The sequence below is a fragment of the Novosphingobium flavum genome (assembly GCF_014230315.1).
Lineage (GTDB): Bacteria > Pseudomonadota > Alphaproteobacteria > Sphingomonadales > Sphingomonadaceae > Novosphingobium > Novosphingobium flavum.
This window is the reverse complement of sequence record NZ_JACLAW010000009.1, coordinates 82,546-96,150: the sequence shown is the minus strand read 5'-3', so window position 1 is coordinate 96,150 and position 13,605 is coordinate 82,546. Positions and strand designations below refer to the sequence as shown.

Sequence of the window (13,605 nt, the reverse complement as noted above, 5' to 3'; positions counted from 1 at the left end):
ACTTACCCCTTCATCCGGTTCACGTCGTCGACCGCGATGGTGCCGCGACCTCGGAAGTAGATCACCAGGATCGCGAGACCCACTGCGGCTTCACCCGCGGCGACGGTCAGGACGAACATGGCGAAGATCTGCCCGGTCAAGTCCCCGAGGAAGCTCGAGAAGGCGACCAGATTGATGTTCACCGCAAGCAGGATCAGTTCGATCGCCATGAGAATGACGATGACGTTCTTGCGGTTGAGGAAGATGCCGAGCACGCCGAGCACGAACAGGATCGAGCTGACGACGACATAGTGTTCGATGCCGATCATTAGAGGCTGACCCCCTTGCCAACTTCCGGCGAGACGTTGCGCGTGGCCTCTTCCGGCCGGCGCGCGACCTGCTTCGAGACGTTCTGCCCGCGCACGTCGGAGCGCTGGCGGTGCGTGAGGACGATGGCCCCGATCATTGCCACCAGCAGGATGATGCCGGCTGCTTCAAACAGGAACAGGTAGCGCGTGTAGAGCAGCGTGCCGATCGCCTCGATGTTGCTGGCATGGGCCAGCGGCGCGGCGCTGCCATCGGGCTTGCCGAGCGTCAGCTTGCCGGCGCCGCGGGCGATCAAGCCCACGAACAGTTCGACGAACAGGACGACGGCGAGCAGCATCCCGAGCGGGAAATTGCGGATAAAGCCGGCGCGCAGTTCGGCAAAGTCGATGTCCAGCATCATGACCACGAACAGGAACAGCACCGCGACCGCGCCGACATAGACGATGACGAGCAGCATCGCGATGAATTCGGCGCCGCACAGGACCATGAGCCCCGCCGCGTTGAAGAAGGCGACGATCAGCCACAGAACCGAATGGACCGGGTTGCGGGAAAGGATCGTCAGGGCGCCGGCGAGGATCGCAAGCGCGGCGAACAGATAGAAGGCGATGACCTGAATCATGAGCGGGGGCCCCTAGCGATACGGCGCATCGGCTTCAAGGTTCGCGGCGATTGCCCGCTCCCACTTGTCCCCGTTCGCGAGCAGCTTGGCCTTGTCGTAAAGGAGCTCCTCGCGCGTTTCGGCGGCGAATTCGAAGTTCGGACCCTCGACCACGGCGTCGACCGGGCAAGCTTCCTGGCAGAAGCCGCAGTAGATGCACTTGGTCATGTCGATGTCGTAGCGCGTCGTGCGGCGCGAGCCGTCTTCCCGCGGTTCGGCCTCGATCGTGATCGCTTGCGCCGGGCAGACCGCTTCGCACAGCTTGCAGGCAATGCAGCGCTCCTCGCCGCTGGGATAGCGGCGCAGGGCATGCTCACCGCGGAAGCGGGGCGAGAGCGGGTTCTTCTCGAACGGGTAGTTGATCGTCGCCTTGGGCTTGAAGAAATACTTCAAGGTCAGCCAGTGCGCCTTCACGAACTCCCAGAGGGTGAAGCTCTTGATGAGCTGTCCGACGGTCATGCGAAGTGTCCGGTAAGCATGAGGTAGCCGCTGACGAGGAAAACCCACAGCAGCGAGATGGGGAGGAATACTTTCCAGCCCAGCCGCATCAGCTGGTCATAGCGATACCGCGGTACGGTGGCCTTCACCCAGCTGAAGATGAAGAAGAAGAAGAAGATCTTGAGCAGCAACCAGATGAAGCCCGGGATCAGGTAGAGCGGCGCCCAGTCCAGCGGCGGCAGGTAGCCGCCCCAGAACAGGGTGGCGTTGAGTGCACACATCAGCAGGACGTTGGCATATTCACCGAGCCAGTAGAGCGCGAAGCTCATCGAGGAATACTCGGTTTGGTAGCCGGCCACGAGCTCGCTTTCGGCCTCGGTCAGGTCGAACGGCGCGCGCTGGGTTTCGGCCATGCCGGAGATGAGGAACATCACCCACATCGGGAACAGCAGCGGGTTGAACACGAAGCCGTTGAGCAGGCCGAAGACGTGGCCCTTCTGCGCAAGGACGATGCCGTTCATGTTGAACGTGCCGGCCCACAGCACCACGCAGATCAGGATGAAGCCGATCGACACTTCATAGGAGATCATCTGGGCGCTCGCGCGCATGGCCGAGAAGAACGGATACTTCGAGTTCGACGACCAGCCCGCGATCACCGTGCCGTAAACGCCGAGCGAGGAGATCGCGAGGACGTAGAGCAGGCCGACGTTGATGTTGGCCAGGATCGCGCCCGAGTTGAACGGGATCACCGCCCAGGCCAGCAGGGCGACCGTGAAGGTGATGATCGGCGCGATCAGGAACAGGCCCTTGTTCGCGGCGCTCGGGATGATGGTTTCCTGCAGGAAGACCTTGGCGCCGTCGGCGAAGGACTGGAGCAGGCCGAAGGGGCCGACGACGTTCGGGCCCTTGCGCAGGGCCATGGCCGCCCAGATCTTGCGGTCGACATAGATGATCATGGCGACGCCGAGCATGAGCGGCAGGGCGATCAGCAGGATGCCGCAGATCGTCGCCAGGGCCCATGCCCAGTCGTAAGTCAGCCACTGTCCGAAGAAGGCGGTCATTCCGCGGCCTCCGCGATAGCATCACCGTGGATCAGCTCGGACGAGCAGCGCGCCATCGTTTCCGAGGCCCGCGCGATCGGGTTGGTGAGGTAGAAGTCCTTGATCGGATAGCCCGTGATCACGCCCTCGGCCTTGGCTCCCTTGGGAGCCTTGGGGAGAGCGCCATAGTCGGCCAAGCCCTCGGCGCCGAGCGCCGGAACCGCGGCGACCATTGCGTCGCGCAGTTCGTCGAAGCTGTCGAAGCCGACCGAAACGCCGAGTGCATCGGCCAGCGCGCGCAGGATCGTCCAGTCTTCCCGTGCGTCACCCGGCGCGAAGACGGCCTTATCGGCGAACTGGACCCGGCCTTCGGTGTTGACGAAGGTTCCGGCCTTTTCGGTGAAAGCCGCTGCCGGCAGGATCACGTCTGCGGCGTGGGCGCCCTTGTCGCCATGATGGCCGATGTAGACGATGATCGAATCCGCAAACTGGGCGTAGTCCACTTCGTCCGCGCCGAGCGAAAGAAGCAGCTTGGGCTTGGCCGTGACAATATCGGTAATGCCGCCCTTCTGGGCATAGCCGAGCATCAGCCCGCCCATGCGCGAGGCCGCCATGTGGAGGGCGTTGAAGCCGTTCCAGACCGTGCCGTCTTCCAGCGTGCGAACGAGGTTGAACTGCTCGGCGAAAGCGAGCGTCGCATCAAGCGCGCTCTTGCCCAGCGCCGCGCCGCCGACGATGATCGCCGGTCGCTTGGCTGCGCTGAAGGCATCGCTGACGCTGGCCGGAAGATTACCCAGCACCGACAGGTCAGCACCGAGGAACGCGGCCTTGTAGGTCAGGTCGTATTCCGGCCCGACCACGAAGACCTTGGCGCCGCGCTTTACCGCCTTGCGCAGACGGGAATTGAGCAGCGGGGCTTCCCAGCGGACGTTGCTGCCGACGATCAGGATCGCGTCGGCCTGTTCAATGCCCGAGAGGGTGGTGTTGAAATTCACCGCTGCAAGATTGTCGGCCCGATAGGCGAGGCCGGTCTGGCGACCTTCGAGCAAGGTCGAGCCGAGCGCGGAAACCAGCGCCTTGGCGGCAAACATGGTCTCGCAATCGACAAGGTCACCGGCGATCGCGGCAACACTGCTGCCGGGCTTGACCTTGGCGACGGCGGCGAAAGCCTCGTCCCAGGTGGCGGCGACGAGCTTGCCGTTCTTGCGCAGCCACGGCCGGTCGAGGCGGCGGCGGGTGAGGCCGTCGACCTCAAAGCGCGCCTTGTCGGAGATCCACTCCTCGTTCACGTCGTCGTTGATGCGCGGCAGGATGCGCAGGACTTCGCGGCCCCGGCTGTCGAGCCGGATATTGGCGCCGATCGCATCCGAAACGTCGATCGAGAGGGTCTTCTTGAGCTCCCACGGGCGGGCTTCGAAAGCATAGGGCCCGCTGGTGAGCGCGCCGACCGGGCAGAGGTCGATCACGTTGGCCGACAGCTCGTGCTTGGCGGCCTTTTCGAGGTAGGTCGTGATCTGCATGTTCTCGCCGCGATAGAGCGCGCCGATTTCATCCACCCCTGCCACTTCCTCGCTGAAGCGCACGCAGCGGGTGCACTGGATGCACCGCGTCATCGTGGTCTTGATCAGCGGCCCCATGTACTTTTCAGTCACGGCCCGCTTGGGTTCGTGGAAGCGCGAGGAACCGCGGCCATAGGCCACCGACTGGTCCTGAAGATCGCATTCGCCGCCCTGATCGCAAATCGGGCAATCAAGCGGGTGGTTGATGAGGAGAAACTCCATCACCCCTTCCCGCGCCTTCTTGACCATCTCGGAATCCGTGCGGATTTCCTGCCCCTCGGCGGCCGGCAGCGCGCACGAAGCCTGCGGCTTGGGCGGTCCGGGCTTCACCTCGACCAGACACATCCGGCAGTTGCCCGCGATGGACAGCCGCTCATGATAGCAGAAACGGGGGATTTCCTTGCCGGCCAGCTCGCAGGCCTGCAGGACGGTGGCGCCCTGCGGAACTTCGAGCTCGACGCCGTCGACGGTTAGCTTAGGCATTACTCAGCGGCCTCCCGAACGTTCGCAGCGATGCGACGTTCGATTTCGGGGCGGAAATGGCGGATCAGACCCTGGATCGGCCAAGCGGCCGCATCGCCAAGGGCGCAGATGGTGTGGCCTTCGACCTGCTTGGTCACCTGGAACAGCATGTCGATCTCTTCAAGCTCGGCGTCGCCGGTGCGCAGGCGCTCCATGACGCGCCACATCCAGCCCGTGCCTTCGCGGCAGGGCGTGCACTGGCCGCAGGACTCGTGCTTGTAGAAGTAGGACAGACGGGAAATCGCGCGGACGATGTCGGTCGACTTGTCCATGACGATGACCGCTGCCGTGCCGAGGCCCGAGCCGACGGCGCGCAGGCCGTCGAAGTCCATCGGCGCGTCCCAGATCTGGTCGGCCGGAACCAGCGGGACAGACGAGCCGCCCGGGATCACGGCAAGCAGGTTGTCCTTGCCGCCGCGAATGCCTCCGCAGTGCTTCTCGATCAGCTCGCTGAACGGGATCGACATCTCCTCCTCGACCACGCAGGGCTTGTTCACATGCCCGGAGATCTGGAAGAGCTTGGTGCCCTTGTTGTTCTCGCGCCCGAAGGAGGAGAACCACGCGGCGCCGCGCCGCATGATGGTGGGAGCGACGGCGATCGATTCCACGTTGTTGACCGTGGTCGGGCAGCCATAAAGGCCAGCGCCGGCCGGGAACGGCGGCTTGAGGCGGGGCTGGCCCTTCTTGCCCTCGATCGATTCGATCATCGCGGTCTCTTCACCGCAGATGTAGGCGCCCGCGCCGCGATGGACGAAGACGTCGAAGTCGTAGCCCGAACCGCAGGCATTCTTGCCGAGCAGGCCGGCCGCATAGGCTTCATCGCGCGCCGCAAACAGGGTCTCGGCCTCGCGGATATATTCGCCGCGAATGTAGATGTAGGCCGCGCGCGCGCGCATCGCGAACCCTGCAACCAGCGCCCCTTCGAGCAGCTTGTGCGGATCGTGGCGGATGATCTCGCGGTCCTTGCAGGAACCGGGCTCGGATTCGTCGGCGTTGATGACGAGGAAGCTCGGACGGCCGTCCTTGCTTTCCTTGGGCATGAACGACCACTTCAGGCCGGTCGGGAAACCGGCGCCGCCACGGCCACGCAGGCCCGAGGCCTTGATCTCGTCAATGATCGCGTCCTGACCGCGTTCGAGCAGGGCCTTGGTATTGTCCCAGTCACCCCGCGCCTGTGCAGCAGGCAGGTTCCACGGCTGATAGCCGTAGAGGTTGGTGAAGATGCGGTCCTTGTCTGCAAGGGCCATGACTTACCACTCCCCCCGGTAATCGTGGTTTTCGCCGGCCATCGCGGTGAGCGAAGACAGCGCGCCAACCGGCTCGACCGTGTGGCGGCCAGGCTCCTGCGTGCCGGTCTTCGGCTGCTCGCCCCGGGCCAGTGCGTCGAGGATACCGTCGAGGCGTTCCGCCGTCAGGTCCTCGTAGTTGTCGTCGTTGATCTGGACCATCGGCGCCGAGGAGCAGTTGCCCATGCATTCGACCTCGGTGAAGGTCCAGAGACCGTCTTCCGAGACGCCGCCGGCGGGCATGCCGCGCTTCTTGCAGGCCGATATCAAGTCGTCCGACCCGCGCAGCATGCACGGCGTCGTGCCGCAGACCTGCACGTGATAGCGGCCAACTGGCACCAGATTGTACATGGTGTAGAAGGTTGCCACCTCGACCACGCGGATGATCGGCATGTCGAGGTAGGCCGCGACATATTCCATCACCGGGATCGGCAGCCAGCCCTGCGTGTTCAGTTCTGCCCCAACCTGACGCTGCGCCAGATCGAGCAGCGGCATCACCGCCGAGCGCTGGCGGCCGTCGGGATAGCGCGCGACAATCTCGCTCGCCTTGGCGGCATTGGCCTCGGTCCACGCGAACGAGCCCCAGCGCGCGCGCAGTTCGGGCGTATCGGCCTCAAGATGACGATCAGCCATTTTGGCGCTTCCGCTTGAGCACGAGGTCCTGGACGTAAAGCATCATTTCGAAGCCGCCGATGGCCGAGATGAGCATCGGCACCGTGTCGCTGGTCTTCATGCCGAGCCACAGCGTTCCGAAGAACCAGGCGGCAAGGACGAGGCCGGTCAGCACGGCCCAGACGCGCATCATGTCGAATGTGGTCTTCACCGGATAAACTCCACGCGGGCGCACTTGTCGCCCTCGAAAGAATAGACTGCGATCACCTCGAACGGCTCGACCAGCGGCGATCCGTCGGTCGAGGGGCCGCGCGTGACGTGTTCGCGGAACAGGACGTAGTTGCCGATTTCCTGCGCGTGGACGATCTCGGCCTTGTTCCGCGGCCAGACCTTGAACGCGGCGGCGAGACCCGAGCGCGTGCCTTCCTTGCCCTCGCGCACCACGGCGCCGCGATAGCCGGCTTCGCAGGCCTCGTCGGTCATGTAGGAAACGTAGAGGTCCACGTCCTGCGCGTTATAGGCGGCGATCATCGCCTTGGCGGTTTCAAGATTGCTCACCGGTCACACTCCCCGAACACCACGTCGATCGCGCCGAGGATGGCGGTCGCGTCAGGCAGCATGTGGCCCTTGGACATGAAATCCATCGCTTGAAGGTGGCTGAAGGCGGTCGGGCGGATCTTGCAGCGGTACGGCTTGTTCGATCCGTCCGAGACCAGATAGACGCCGAATTCGCCCTTGGGGCTTTCCGTGGCGACATACACTTCACCCGCCGGAACGTGGAAGCCCTCGGTGTAGAGCTTGAAGTGATGGATCAGCGCTTCCATCGACTGCTTCATCTCGGCGCGCTTGGGCGGCACGACCTTGCGGTCTTCGCTGGCGACCGGGCCGGACGGCATTTCGGCGAGGCACTGCTTCATGATCCGGGCAGACTGGCGCACTTCCTCGACGCGGACCATGAAGCGGTCGTAGCAATCGGAATTGGTGCCAACCGGGATCTCGAAGTCCATGCGGTCATAGACATCGTAGGGCTGGCTCTTGCGCAGATCCCACGGGATGCCCGCGGCGCGGATCATCGGGCCGGAGAAGCCCCAGGCCAGCGCGTCTTCCTTGGAAACCTTGGCGATATCGACGTTGCGCTGCTTGAAGATGCGGTTGTCGACCACGAGGCTCATCGCGTCTTCGAACAGAGGGAACAGCCGGGTATCGATCCACTCGCCGATATCGACCAGCAGCTTTTCGGGCACGTCCTGATGAACGCCGCCTGGGCGGAACCAGGCCGAGTGCATGCGGGCGCCGGACGCACGCTCGAAGAAGTTGAGGCAGTCCTCGCGGATTTCGAACAGCCACAGGTTCGGGGTCATGGCGCCCACGTCCATGACGTGCGAGCCCATGTTGAGCATGTGGTTGCAGACGCGGGTCAGCTCGGCAAACAGCACGCGCAGGTATTGCCCGCGCAGCGGAACCTCGAGGTTGAGCAGCTTCTCGATGGCGAGCACGTAGGAGTGCTCCATCGCCAGCGGCGAGCAATAGTCCAGCCGGTCGAAGTACGGCAGGGCCTGGAGATAGGTCTTGTGCTCGATCAGCTTTTCGGTGCCGCGATGAAGCAGTCCGACGTGCGGATCGATCCGCTCGATGATCTCGCCGTCAAGCTCCATCACCATGCGCAGCACGCCGTGCGCCGCGGGGTGCTGGGGCCCGAAGTTGATCGTGTAATTCGTGATGACTTCGTCGCCGGTGGTCGGCGATTCCTCGAGCGAGAAGCTCATGCCTCGCCTCCATCAGTCTTTTTTGCGCGCGGCTTGCGGGCTGGCCGGGTTTCGGTCGGCTCGGGCGCGCCCGGTTCGGCCTTGTTGCTGGCCTTGGGCGCGGCCTTGGCCTTGCTCACCTTCTTCGCCGTTTCCTTGGCGGCCGGTTCGCCCGCGCCGGTGTCGGCAGGCTTTTCGGTCACCTTGGGCGTCTCGACCTTGGGGGCCTCTACCTTTGCGGGAGCCGTTGCGACCGGCGCTGGAGCCGGCGGCGGCGTCAGCGCCTTCTCATCACCCGGCAGGACGTAGTCGGCGCCTTCCCATGGGCTCATGAAGTCGAACGAACGCAGGTCCTGCGCAAGCTTGACCGGCTCATAGACCACGCGCTTGTCCTCTTCCGAGTAGCGCAGTTCGACATAGCCCGTCAGCGGGAAGTCCTTGCGGAACGGGTGCCCCTCGAAGCCATAGTCGGTCAGGATGCGGCGCAGGTCGGTGTTGCCGGCGAAGAACACGCCGTACATGTCGAACACTTCGCGCTCGAGCCAGCCGGCGACCGGCCAGACGGTGGTAACGGTCGGCACCGGGGTATTTTCAGCAGCCGAGACCTTGACCAGCAGGCGATGGTTCCGAGTTACCGACAGCAGCATGTAGACCACTTCGAAGCGTTCGGCGCGCTGGGGATAGTCAACCCCGGCGATTTCCATCAGCTGCTGGTAGTCATGCTCGTCGCGCAACAGGCGCAGTGCATCGTCGATTGCGGCGCGGCGGACGGTCAGGACCACCTCGCCATGCTCTTCCTTGCAGGCGAGCAGCTTGTCGCCGAGCGTGGCGGAGAGCGCGGCGACGAGGCCATCCTCGGCCTGATAGCGCGGGGCGGAATGGAGAACGGTCACGCTCATCCCCTCAGCGTTCGAGAGTGCCGATGCGGCGGATTTTCCGCTGCAGCTGCATCACGCCGTAAAGCAGGGCCTCGGCAGTCGGCGGGCAGCCGGGCACGTAGATGTCGACAGGAACGATCCGGTCGCAGCCGCGCACCACCGAGTAGGAATAGTGGTAATAGCCACCGCCATTGGCGCAGGAGCCCATCGAGATGACGTACTTCGGCTCCGACATCTGGTCGTAGACCTTGCGGAGCGCCGGGGCCATCTTGTTGCACAGCGTGCCGGCGACGATCATGACGTCCGACTGGCGCGGAGAGGCGCGCGGGGCTGCGCCGAAGCGCTCCATGTCATAGCGCGGCATGTTGACGTGGATCATCTCGACCGCACAGCAGGCAAGGCCGAAGGTCATCCACCACAGTGAGCCGGTGCGGGCCCACTGGAACAGCTCCTCGGTGCTGGTGACGAGGAAACCCTTGTCGGAAACCTCGGAGTTCAGGCTGTCAAAAAAGGCCTGATCCGGCGCGATGATCGAACCACCGGCAGCAGAACCGGCAGCGGGAGTGGTAGCCATGGTATTCATTCCCAGTCCAGAGCTCCCTTCTTCCACGCATAGGCGAAGCCAATCACCAGTTCAGCGAGGAAGACCATCATCGTCAGCCAGCCGGCCCAACCGGTTTCCTTGAGGCTGACAGCCCAGGGGAACAGGAACGCCGCTTCAAGGTCGAAGACGATGAACAGGATCGCCACGAGGTAAAACCGCACGTCGAACTGACTGCGCGGATCCTCGAAAGCGGGAAACCCGCACTCGTATTCGGAATTCTTCTCGGGATCCGGCTTGTGAGCGCCGGTCAGACGGGCAACGCCCATAGGCAGGAACACGAAAGCCGTCGAAAGTCCCAGTGCGATGACCAGGAAAATCAGGATCGGCAGGTATTGCGAGAGGTCGACCACGCACACGCCTCGAAGATGACTCGTAAGGACGCCTCGAAAGAAGCTTCAAGGCCCCTAGTCCCGCCCGCCCCGCCGCGCAAGTGGGGGAACTGCCGCATTGCACCATTTGCGGGTATTTCCGTAGGGTGCGGCCTGGCCCGCCTTGGCATTCAGGCGCCCAGCTTGAGCCTGAGGATCTGCTTGAGCTTGGCGCCGTAGGGCGGCTTCAGTCCGATCAGCCGGGCGATGTCGTGCCGGGACTGGCGATAGACCGCGCGGGCATGGCTGAATGCCTTGAATCCCTCGATCCCATGGTAGGCGCCCATGCCCGATGCGCCGAGCCCGCCGAATGGAAGATCGTCGACCGTCACGTGGGCAATCGTGTCGTTCAGGGTCACCCCGCCGGACCGTGTGCGAGCGACGACTCGCTCCGCCTCGGCTTGATCCTCGCCGAACCAGTAGAGGCCGAGCGGCGTCTCGTGGTCATTCACGTAGGCCAGGGCTTCGTCGAGCGAGCGGTAGCTGACCAGAGGCAGGACCGGTCCGAAAATTTCTTCCTGCATCACCTGCATCGTGTCGTTGACGCCTCTAAGCACGGTCAGCGGCAGTTTGGCGGCGTTGCTTGCGGAAAAATCCTCGCCCGCGGGGTTGATTTCGGTCGCCCGCGCGCCCTTGGCGACAGCGTCGGCGACGAGGGCGCCTAGCCGCCCGATGTGACGATCGGCGATAAGCGCGGCGTAGTCGTCGTTGGAAAGCATCGTCGGATACATGCCGCGAACAGCGGTTTCGAGCGCAGCTATCATCTCGTCGGTCCGCTCTTCCGGGACCAGGACATAGTCTGGTGCGAGGCAAACCTGGCCTGCATTCATCAGCTTTCCAAGCGCAATGCGGCTGGCCGCGTGGGCCAGGTCGGCGCTGCGCGAGACGATCGCGGGGCTCTTGCCGCCAAGTTCCAATGTCACCGGCACGAGGTTTTCCGCGGCTGCCCGGGCCACTTCACGGCCAATCGCGGTCGCGCCGGTGAATACCAGGTGATCGAATTTCTGGGCGGCGAAGGCGCGTCCCGTTTCAGCGTCGCCGGTGACGACGGCGACCTCTTCCGGGGCGAAGGCGGACGCGAGAATCTCCGCAAAAAGCGCTGAAGTTTCAGGGGTATGCTCGCTGGGCTTGAGCAGTGCACGGTTGCCGGCGGCGAGGACCTGGGCGAGCGGGGCGAAGGCGAGGACGACCGGGAAGTTCCACGGCGAGACGATGCCGATCACGCCCTTGGGTTCGTAGCGGACTTCGGCGCGGGCGCCGAGGAAGCTCAACGGTTTCAAGGTCTTGCGGCGTTCCGGACGGGCCCAGCGGTCGAGATTCTTCAGGCAGTAGTCGACCATGCTGACGCCGGGAAGGACGTCGGCCAGGCGCGTGAAGTCGCGGCTGCGAGTGCCGAAATCGGCTTCGACCGCCTCTGCAATGGCGCTGCAATGAACCTGCAACACCGCGCGAAGACGCTGCAACCTGTCGCGCCGGACGGACAGCGCTTCGGGCATGGCGGAGAGGAAGCTCGCCCGCTGGCGCTGGACCAGCGCAGCGATCAATTCGGCGGGTGCTGAGGTGGGCGAAGTCATCAGGTCTTGCCTTGCCACTTTATGAGTTGTTGACAAGAGGGGGCCGCGTCGGCTTCGCTTGGGACCAAGCCAATGCATTTCCGCGGCGCTCATGCGCCGCTCATGGGAGATTTTGAGCATGCCGCATATTTCCGCTGCCGACCCGGTTGTCTTCCTGTCCTATGCCCGCACTCCGATGGGCGGGATGCAGGGCGTATTCTCGGACGTTTCGGCGGTCGATCTCGGTGCCACGGCGATCAAGGCCTCGATCGAACGAGCCGGCGTTGCGGGTGAGGACGTCGAGCGGGTCTACATGGGGAACGTGCTGCCCGCTGGCCTCGGCCAGGCCCCTGCCCGCCAGGCCGCGCTCAAGGCCGGCCTGCCGCTTTCGGCCGAGGCGACGACGGTGAACAAGGTCTGCGGCTCGGGCATGCAGACCGTGATCATGGCGGCCGAGGCGCTGGCGGCCGGTTCGATCGACATGGCCGTAGCCGGCGGCATGGAATCGATGACCAACGCCCCCTACATGCTCAAGAAGCACCGCGCGGGCGCGCGTTTCGGCCATGATACGGCGTTCGATCACATGCTGCTCGACGGGCTGGAAGATGCCTACGAAGGCGGCTCGATGGGCTCCTTCGCACAGGTTACCGCCAACGAGTACCAACTGACCCGCGAGGACATGGACAATTACGCCATCGAATCGCTGCGCCGCGCCCAGGCCGCGATCAACGACGGCGGGTTCAAGGGCGAGATCGCCCCGGTCACGATCAAGACCCGCGCCGGTGAAACCGTGGTCGACACCGACGAGCAGCCGCCCAAGGGCCGCCCCGACAAGATCCCGGGCCTGCGCCCGGCCTTCGCCAAGGACGGCACGATCACGGCAGCTTCGTCCTCCTCGATCTCGGACGGCGCCGCCGCCCTCGTGCTCAGCCGCGCCAGCGTGGCCAAGGCCAAGGGGCTGGAGCCGGTGGCGACGCTGGTCTCGGTCGCGACTCACGCCCATGAACCGGCCAAGTTCACCACGGCCCCGGTTGGCGCGATCCAGAAGGTGCTCGACAAGGCTGGCTGGACCGTGGGCGACGTCGACCTGTTCGAAGTGAACGAAGCCTTCGCCTGCGTCACCATGTTCGCCATGCACGACCTTGGCATCGCTCACGACAAGGTGAACGTCCACGGCGGCGCGACGGCGCTCGGCCACCCGCTCGGCGCTTCTGGCGCCCGCGTGATCACCACCCTGATCGGCGCGCTCAAGGCCAAGGGCGGCAAGCGCGGCGTGGCCGCGCTGTGCATCGGCGGCGGCGAAGGCATCGCCATCGCGCTCGAACTGGCCTGATTTCCGGTGGCAGGGGCTTCGGCCCCTGCCCTCACCTGTTACGTTGAGTAACCCCTGCGGAAAGTCGCCCTGGATTGCCGCTGGGCTTCGCCCTTCGCAATGACGAGTGGTTCAGCTGCCCGCCTCAGGGCGTGCCTGCACCCCAGAGTGATTGCTCGCGGACGTATCCGGCGTGGCCGCCGACGTCGAGCTTGCACCAGCCCTCGGCGCAGTCTCCGAGCTTGCCGGTTACGCCGGGTTCGAGTTTCCACATCAGCTTGGATGCCGCATCGGCCTGTTCGTGCATCTCGGCGAGGTCGCCCTTCCGGAGGGTGACGATGGCGCCGCGATCGCGCTTGAGGAAGCGGGCGAGCATCCAACCGCGTGAACCATCGGGGTCCTGCACCAGGCGCCAGCCTTCCATCACGCGCAGGACTTTCATCGGCAGGTCTTCGCGGTGATACTGGAAGGAAATCCGGTAATCCTCGCCCGGTCCAACGCGCAGGTTGGCAGTGCGGCCGCGTAGCGAGGCCCAGTAGGGCACGCCTTCATCGTCGGCTGCCGCCGCCGGACCGGTGGCGGCAAGCAGGCACAGACCGGCGATGGTCGCGGAGGCAAGTTTGCGAAACATGCAAGTCCCTTAAACCCGGCGACCTGAGTCTCTCAACCCTGCATGAGCATTAAGTCTTTCGCGTTGCGGAAAACCTGCCGTGGCAGCGCGATA

General features: G+C 64.5%; 16 protein-coding genes. 1 reads left to right on the top strand and 15 read right to left on the bottom strand.

Annotated features, from left to right (window positions below; genetic code table 11):
* Nucleotides 1–2: 2 nt before the first annotated feature.
* The 14 genes from nuoK to H7F51_RS12640 form a co-directional block, all read right to left on the bottom strand.
* Nucleotides 3–308 carry an NADH-quinone oxidoreductase subunit NuoK gene (nuoK, locus tag H7F51_RS12705; RefSeq protein ID WP_185664683.1) on the bottom strand — a complete coding sequence of 102 codons (306 nt, stop codon included), beginning with the start codon at nucleotides 306–308 and terminating at the stop codon, nucleotides 3–5.
* Nucleotides 308–925, bottom strand: coding sequence for an NADH-quinone oxidoreductase subunit J (locus tag H7F51_RS12700; RefSeq protein WP_185664682.1), 618 nt, complete (start codon nucleotides 923–925; stop codon nucleotides 308–310). Before H7F51_RS12700 ends, nuoK begins: the two co-directional genes overlap by 1 nt.
* A gap of 12 nt (nucleotides 926–937) precedes the next feature.
* Nucleotides 938–1,423: an NADH-quinone oxidoreductase subunit NuoI gene (nuoI, locus tag H7F51_RS12695; RefSeq protein ID WP_185664681.1), complete on the bottom strand. Its 486-nt coding sequence runs from the start codon at nucleotides 1,421–1,423 to the stop codon at nucleotides 938–940.
* The gene (nuoH, locus tag H7F51_RS12690; protein ID WP_185664680.1) at nucleotides 1,420–2,463 is read right to left on the bottom strand and encodes an NADH-quinone oxidoreductase subunit NuoH; all 1,044 of its coding nucleotides are present in this window, start codon (nucleotides 2,461–2,463) and stop codon (nucleotides 1,420–1,422) included. Before nuoH ends, nuoI begins: the two co-directional genes overlap by 4 nt.
* Nucleotides 2,460–4,484, bottom strand: coding sequence for an NADH-quinone oxidoreductase subunit NuoG (gene nuoG, locus H7F51_RS12685; RefSeq protein ID WP_185664679.1), 2,025 nt, complete (start codon nucleotides 4,482–4,484; stop codon nucleotides 2,460–2,462). The genes nuoH and nuoG overlap by 4 nt, the downstream gene beginning before the upstream one ends.
* Nucleotides 4,484–5,770 carry an NADH-quinone oxidoreductase subunit NuoF gene (nuoF, locus tag H7F51_RS12680; RefSeq protein ID WP_185664678.1) on the bottom strand — a complete coding sequence of 429 codons (1,287 nt, stop codon included), beginning with the start codon at nucleotides 5,768–5,770 and terminating at the stop codon, nucleotides 4,484–4,486. The genes nuoG and nuoF overlap by 1 nt, the downstream gene beginning before the upstream one ends.
* A gap of 3 nt (nucleotides 5,771–5,773) precedes the next feature.
* Complete coding sequence (locus tag H7F51_RS12675) at nucleotides 5,774–6,442, bottom strand: complex I 24 kDa subunit family protein (RefSeq protein WP_185664677.1); 669 nt, start codon at nucleotides 6,440–6,442, stop codon at nucleotides 5,774–5,776.
* A complete protein-coding gene (locus tag H7F51_RS12670) occupies nucleotides 6,435–6,632 on the bottom strand; it encodes a hypothetical protein (RefSeq protein ID WP_185664676.1) in 198 nt (65 codons plus the stop codon). Before H7F51_RS12670 ends, H7F51_RS12675 begins: the two co-directional genes overlap by 8 nt.
* Nucleotides 6,629–6,979, bottom strand: a complete 351-nt coding sequence (locus H7F51_RS12665; protein WP_185664675.1) for a nuclear transport factor 2 family protein — start codon at nucleotides 6,977–6,979, stop codon at nucleotides 6,629–6,631. The genes H7F51_RS12670 and H7F51_RS12665 overlap by 4 nt, the downstream gene beginning before the upstream one ends.
* Nucleotides 6,976–8,187, bottom strand: coding sequence for an NADH-quinone oxidoreductase subunit D (locus H7F51_RS12660; RefSeq protein ID WP_185664674.1), 1,212 nt, complete (start codon nucleotides 8,185–8,187; stop codon nucleotides 6,976–6,978). Before H7F51_RS12660 ends, H7F51_RS12665 begins: the two co-directional genes overlap by 4 nt.
* Entirely contained in the window at nucleotides 8,184–9,065 is an 882-nt protein-coding gene (locus H7F51_RS12655; RefSeq protein ID WP_221774127.1) for an NADH-quinone oxidoreductase subunit C, read from the bottom strand. The genes H7F51_RS12660 and H7F51_RS12655 overlap by 4 nt, the downstream gene beginning before the upstream one ends.
* Nucleotides 9,066–9,069: 4 nt before the next feature.
* Entirely contained in the window at nucleotides 9,070–9,627 is a 558-nt protein-coding gene (locus H7F51_RS12650) for a NuoB/complex I 20 kDa subunit family protein (RefSeq protein WP_185664673.1), read from the bottom strand.
* A complete protein-coding gene (locus tag H7F51_RS12645; RefSeq protein ID WP_185664672.1) occupies nucleotides 9,624–9,998 on the bottom strand; it encodes an NADH-quinone oxidoreductase subunit A in 375 nt (124 codons plus the stop codon). The genes H7F51_RS12650 and H7F51_RS12645 overlap by 4 nt, the downstream gene beginning before the upstream one ends.
* 149 nt (nucleotides 9,999–10,147) lie before the next feature.
* Nucleotides 10,148–11,590, bottom strand: a complete 1,443-nt coding sequence (locus tag H7F51_RS12640; RefSeq protein ID WP_185664671.1) for a coniferyl aldehyde dehydrogenase — start codon at nucleotides 11,588–11,590, stop codon at nucleotides 10,148–10,150.
* Nucleotides 11,591–11,708: 118 nt separating this feature from the next.
* Between H7F51_RS12640 and H7F51_RS12635 the strand changes: the two genes are divergently transcribed.
* Nucleotides 11,709–12,902: an acetyl-CoA C-acyltransferase gene (locus tag H7F51_RS12635; RefSeq protein ID WP_185664670.1), complete on the top strand. Its 1,194-nt coding sequence runs from the start codon at nucleotides 11,709–11,711 to the stop codon at nucleotides 12,900–12,902.
* A gap of 124 nt (nucleotides 12,903–13,026) precedes the next feature.
* Here the strand turns inward: H7F51_RS12635 and H7F51_RS12630 are convergent, their stop codons facing one another.
* The gene (locus H7F51_RS12630; RefSeq protein ID WP_185664669.1) at nucleotides 13,027–13,512 is read right to left on the bottom strand and encodes an SH3 domain-containing protein; all 486 of its coding nucleotides are present in this window, start codon (nucleotides 13,510–13,512) and stop codon (nucleotides 13,027–13,029) included.
* Nucleotides 13,513–13,605: the final 93 nt, after the last annotated feature.

Bases quoted from the DNA above. Each gene is read 5' to 3' on its own strand.
- H7F51_RS12640 (WP_185664671.1), bottom strand. From the start codon at position 11,590: ATGACTTCGCCCACCTCAGCACCCGCCGAATTGATCGCTGCGCTGGTC.
- nuoG (WP_185664679.1), bottom strand. From the start codon at position 4,484: ATGCCTAAGCTAACCGTCGACGGCGTCGAGCTCGAAGTTCCGCAGGGC.
- H7F51_RS12655 (WP_221774127.1), bottom strand. From the start codon at position 9,065: ATGAGCGTGACCGTTCTCCATTCCGCCCCGCGCTATCAGGCCGAGGAT.
- H7F51_RS12650 (WP_185664673.1), bottom strand. From the start codon at position 9,627: ATGAATACCATGGCTACCACTCCCGCTGCCGGTTCTGCTGCCGGTGGT.
- nuoI (WP_185664681.1), bottom strand. From the start codon at position 1,423: ATGACCGTCGGACAGCTCATCAAGAGCTTCACCCTCTGGGAGTTCGTG.
- H7F51_RS12630 (WP_185664669.1), bottom strand. From the start codon at position 13,512: ATGTTTCGCAAACTTGCCTCCGCGACCATCGCCGGTCTGTGCCTGCTT.
- nuoK (WP_185664683.1), bottom strand. From the start codon at position 308: ATGATCGGCATCGAACACTATGTCGTCGTCAGCTCGATCCTGTTCGTG.
- H7F51_RS12675 (WP_185664677.1), bottom strand. From the start codon at position 6,442: ATGGCTGATCGTCATCTTGAGGCCGATACGCCCGAACTGCGCGCGCGC.
- nuoF (WP_185664678.1), bottom strand. From the start codon at position 5,770: ATGGCCCTTGCAGACAAGGACCGCATCTTCACCAACCTCTACGGCTAT.
- H7F51_RS12700 (WP_185664682.1), bottom strand. From the start codon at position 925: ATGATTCAGGTCATCGCCTTCTATCTGTTCGCCGCGCTTGCGATCCTC.
- H7F51_RS12635 (WP_185664670.1), top strand. From the start codon at position 11,709: ATGCCGCATATTTCCGCTGCCGACCCGGTTGTCTTCCTGTCCTATGCC.
- nuoH (WP_185664680.1), bottom strand. From the start codon at position 2,463: ATGACCGCCTTCTTCGGACAGTGGCTGACTTACGACTGGGCATGGGCC.
- H7F51_RS12660 (WP_185664674.1), bottom strand. From the start codon at position 8,187: ATGAGCTTCTCGCTCGAGGAATCGCCGACCACCGGCGACGAAGTCATC.